General features: G+C 64.3%; 6 protein-coding genes. 4 read left to right on the top strand and 2 right to left on the bottom strand.

Annotation, left to right across the window (positions count from 1 at the left end; translation table 11 throughout):
• Positions 1 to 269 (top strand): S4 domain-containing protein (locus JJ959_RS21190; RefSeq protein WP_292888450.1); only part of this gene is annotated, 269 nt, incomplete at its 5' end.
• Between the two features lie 163 nt (positions 270 to 432).
• On the opposite strand, the gene msrA is transcribed toward JJ959_RS21190, so the two are convergent.
• The gene (gene msrA / locus JJ959_RS21185) at positions 433 to 972 is read right to left on the bottom strand and encodes a peptide-methionine (S)-S-oxide reductase MsrA (protein ID WP_292888447.1); all 540 of its coding nucleotides are present in this window, start codon (positions 970 to 972) and stop codon (positions 433 to 435) included.
• A 211-nt stretch (positions 973 to 1,183) separates the two neighbouring features.
• Between msrA and JJ959_RS21180 the strand changes: the two genes are divergently transcribed.
• The 3 genes from JJ959_RS21180 to JJ959_RS21170 all read left to right on the top strand — a co-directional run bounded on the left by JJ959_RS21180 (position 1,184) and on the right by JJ959_RS21170 (position 3,735).
• Positions 1,184 to 2,395, top strand: a complete 1,212-nt coding sequence (locus tag JJ959_RS21180) for an argininosuccinate synthase (protein WP_292888444.1) — start codon at positions 1,184 to 1,186, stop codon at positions 2,393 to 2,395.
• 120 nt (positions 2,396 to 2,515) lie between these two features.
• A complete protein-coding gene (locus JJ959_RS21175) occupies positions 2,516 to 3,424 on the top strand; it encodes a pseudouridine-5'-phosphate glycosidase (RefSeq protein ID WP_292888441.1) in 909 nt (302 codons plus the stop codon).
• Positions 3,425 to 3,507: 83 nt separating this feature from the next.
• Positions 3,508 to 3,735 (top strand): hypothetical protein, encoded by a 228-nt coding sequence (locus tag JJ959_RS21170; RefSeq protein WP_292888439.1) that lies wholly within the window; start codon positions 3,508 to 3,510, stop codon positions 3,733 to 3,735.
• Between the two features lie 9 nt (positions 3,736 to 3,744).
• On the opposite strand, the gene JJ959_RS21165 is transcribed toward JJ959_RS21170, so the two are convergent.
• On the bottom strand, positions 3,745 to 4,361 hold a 617-nt coding region (locus JJ959_RS21165), incomplete at its 5' end, for an NnrU family protein (protein WP_292888438.1).

Here is a 4,361-nt window from a genome sequence, read left to right as displayed (position 1 = left end):
GCCACAACCACGTGCTGGTGAACGGCAAGCGCGTCAATGTTCCGTCCTACATGGTCAAGGAAGGCGACGTGGTCGAACTGAAGGAAAAGTCCCGCGCCATCCCGATGGTGCTGGAAGCCGCCGCCTCCAACGAGCGCGACATTCCGGACTACATGGATGTCGATCTCGACAAGAAGCGCGGCACCTTCACCCGCACCCCGAAGCTGGAAGACGTCCCGTACCCGGTCCAGATGGAACCGAACCTCGTGGTCGAATTCTACTCCCGCTGATACGGGGGCAGACAGTTACGGAAAAGGCCGCTCCTCGGAGCGGCCTTTTTTGTTTCAGTAGGTCGTCATCCTCGCGAAAGAGGGGACCCAACGGCGGAAAGCGTACAGCTCAATGATCGCCTGGGTCCCGGCTCTCCGGCCGGGATGACGATAGAAGGAGTACTTACTCCCCAGCAGCCACGCTCGGCGCGCGCTTTGGCAAGACCCAGTTCGGGCGCGGGAAGTGGCAAGTGTAGCCGTGCGGGATGCGCTGCAGGTAGTCCTGATGCACCGGCTCGGCCTCCCAGAAGGGACCTGCGGCCGCTACTTCCGTCACCACCTTGCCGGGCCAGATGCCGGAGGCGTCTACGTCGGCGATGGTGTCCTCGGCAACGCGTTTCTGCTCGTCCGAGAGATAGAAGATCGCCGAACGGTATTGCGGGCCGCGGTCGTTGCCTTGGCGGTCGATTGTGGTCGGGTCGTGGATCTGGAAGAACAGTTCCAGGATCGCGCGGTAGCTGGTCTTCGACGGATCGAACCGGATCTCGATAGACTCTGCATGGCCGCTGCGGCCGGTCTTCAGATGCTCGTAGGTCGGGTTCTCGACCGTCCCGCCGGTATAGCCGACGCGGGTTCCGGTGACGCCCGGATGCTTGCGGATCAGCTCCTGCATGCCCCAGAAACAGCCGCCGGCGAGGATCGCGGTTTCGGTTGCGCTGTTCATCGTTCGGGCTCCCTTGTTCCTCGGTGAACGCTCATCTGATCATATAGGGTGCCCCGCCCGCACGATAAGTCACAAAGTCGCGGGCAAGGTCCCTTGCCGAAAATGACAGTTTCCCTATACTCCGGCGCCGTCGGGCCCGCCGCCGCTTGCGAAGGTCCGGATCCGTTGTTCACTGGGCCTTCCGGGGCCTCCTAGCGTCTAAGGCGATTACATGTCCGAGAGCGTCAAGAAAGTCGTGCTGGCCTATTCCGGCGGCCTCGATACCTCCGTCATCCTGCGCTGGCTGCAGGACACCTACAATTGCGAGGTGGTGACCTTCACCGCCGACCTCGGACAGGGCGAGGATGTCGAGCCGGCGCGCGCGAAGGCGAAGATGCTCGGCATCAAGGAAATCTATGTCGAGGATCTGCGCGAGGAATTCGTGCGCGACTACGTCTTTCCGATGTTCCGCGCCAACGCGCTCTATGAAGGCTGCTACCTGCTCGGCACCTCGATCGCCCGGCCGCTGATCTCCAAGCGCCAGATCGAGATCGCCAAGGAGACCGGCGCCGACGCCGTCTCCCACGGCGCCACCGGCAAAGGCAACGACCAGGTCCGCTTCGAGCTCAGCTATTACGCGCTGCAGCCGGACATCAAGATCATCGCGCCCTGGCGCGAATGGGACCTGACGTCGCGCACCAAACTGATCGAGTTCGCCGAGAAGCACCAGATTCCGATCGCCAAGGACAAGCGCGGCGAGGCGCCGTTCTCGGTCGACGCGAACCTGCTGCACTCCTCCTCCGAGGGCAAGGTGCTGGAGGATCCGTGGGACGCGCCGGAGGAATACGTCTTCCAGCGCACCGTCTCGCCGGAGCAGGCACCGGACAAGGCGACCGTGATCGAGATCGACTTCGAGCATGGCGATCCGGTCGCGATCGACGGCGAGCGTCTTAGCCCCGCTTCCCTCCTGACGAAGCTGAACGAGCTCGGCGCGGCCAACGGCATCGGCCGTCTCGACCTGGTGGAGAACCGCTTCGTCGGCATGAAGAACCGCGGCGTCTACGAGACCCCGGGCGGCACCATCATGCATCACGCGCACCGCGCGATGGAGAGCCTGACGCTCGACCGCGGCATGGCGCACCTGAAGGACGAGATGATGCCGCGCTATGCCGAGCTCATCTATAACGGCTTCTGGTTCTCGCCGGAGCGCGAGATGATGCAGCAGGCGATCGACTTCAGCCAGCGCAACGTCACCGGCACCGTGCGCATGAAGCTCTACAAGGGCAACGTCACCTGCACCGGCCGCAAGGCGGAGCGCAGCCTCTATTCCGAGGACATCGTGACCTTCGAGGAAGGCTCCGGCACCTACGACCACAAGGACGCCGCCGGCTTCATCAAGCTCAACGCGCTGCGCCTGCGCCTCAACAAGATGCTGCAGGGGTAAATCCCAACATTACCCGTCATCCCGGCCGCAGAGCCGGGACCTTGCCGAACGCGGGGTTGTGCCCCAAGCTTCTGAAGGTCCCGGATCGGGGTCGGGATTGACGAGAGAGTTGGGAAGGCGATGACCGATCTGGTCCTTTCGGAAGAAGTACGTGCCGCCCTCGACGAGGGCCGGCCAGTCGTCGCTCTTGAGAGCACCATCCTGACACACGGTTTGCCGAAGCCCGACAATCTCGCCATCGGGCGTGAGATCGAGGCGGAGGTGCGAGCGGCCGGCGCCGTACCTGCCACCATCGCCGTGCTGGGAGGTGAGATCCGCATCGGCCTCCCGGCAGATGATCTCGCCGGGCTCTGCGCCTCCGAAGAAACGATCAAGCTTTCCCGCCGCGATCTCGGCATCGCCGTCGCCAAAGGCTGGACCGGCGGCACCACCGTCGCCGCCACCATGATCCTCGCCGAACGCGCCGGAATTGAAGTTTTCGCCACAGGCGGGATCGGCGGCGTGCATCGCGGTGCCGAGCTCGATTTCGACATCTCCGCCGATCTCGAGGAACTGGCGCGCACGCCCGTGATGGTCGTCTCCGCCGGCGCGAAATCGATCCTCGACCTGCCGAAGACGCTAGAGGTGCTGGAGACCAAGGGCGTGCCGGTGGTGGGCTACGGCACCGACGAGTTTCCCGCCTTTTTCTGCCGGCAGAGCGGTCTCAAGGTACCGCTCAGGCTCGACAGCGCAGCCGAGATCGCCGCCGCATGGCGGGCCGGGCGCGGGCTCGGTCTCGAGAACGGCATGCTGGTCGCCAACCCGGTGCCGGAGGCGCATGCGCTGCCGCGGGCCGAGATGGACCGGATCATCGAGGACGCGCTCTACGAGGCGAAACGGACGGGGACGAGCGGCAAGCAGGTGACGCCCTATCTGCTCTCCGAGATCCGGAATGCGACGGCGGGCGCCAGCCTCAGGACGAATATCGAGCTGGTGCGCGCAAATGCGCGGCTTGGCGCCGCAATCGCGATCGCCCTGCGACAAATCTGATCTGCGTCATTAATGCGCATTGGCGCGCATCATCTGCGATGCCATCTCCGGTGTTCCTAAACGACCGAAAGAGGACACCGACCTTGAGCAGACTGTTCTACGCCATTCCGCTGATCGGCTGGATCGCCCGTGACCTCAAAGAGGGCGGGGTCTCCGCATTCACCTATTTCCTGATTAATTGCGCGCTGCTCTGGATCGGCGCCATCGCGCTCTTCGGCTATCCGGCGATCATCATTCCGGCGCTCACCGTCGTGCCGCTGATGTTAGTGCTGCTCATCCTGCTGACCCGTGGCCGCTACGAAGTCGGCTGAGCCTTACGTTCATACCGGTACGGCGCTCACCCCGGCAATCCACGGGTGGGCGCCGTGCAGGACGGCCCAGAGGAGGAGGCCGCCGCCGAGCCGGAGCCAGCCGATGCCCTTCCAGTCGACCTTCGTGCGTCCGTCGAGCGCGGCGCGGAACGGGAGGACAGAGGTGGAGAGTTCGAAAGGCGCCCATTTGGCGCCGTACTCGGCCCGCTTTTTCATATCGATCTTGATCATGCCGACGAAGGCCAGGACCGCGATGCCGCCGAACAGCATCATCGAGGCGGCGTCGCCGCGGACCGTCAGATGCGCCAGCGCCCAGAGGCCGATGCCCCACATCACCGGATGCCGGGTCACGGTCAGGATGCCGCGCACCAGATGCGGGTCGTCGAAATCCTCCTCCCGCACCATTGCCGTCGGGCTGAACGGATTGTAGCCCGAGACCAGCAGAATGCAGGCAAAAGGCATGACGATGTTGGGGATCCAGCGGGTCCAGAGCGGCGGTTCCCAGACCGCCACGTAAGGCGCGTCGCCGAAGGCCATCACCATCCAGACCATCGCGACGATCGAGGCGAGCGAGAAGACCGCGCGGAACCGCATGGCACCGAGCTGCTCGATCAGGACGGCGCGGA

Origin of the sequence: Nisaea sp. (assembly GCF_017640745.1) — a bacterium.
Taxonomy (GTDB): domain Bacteria; phylum Pseudomonadota; class Alphaproteobacteria; order Thalassobaculales; family Thalassobaculaceae; genus Nisaea.
The sequence above is the reverse complement of the archived record's forward strand: the minus strand, read 5'-3'. Positions and strand labels throughout refer to the sequence as shown.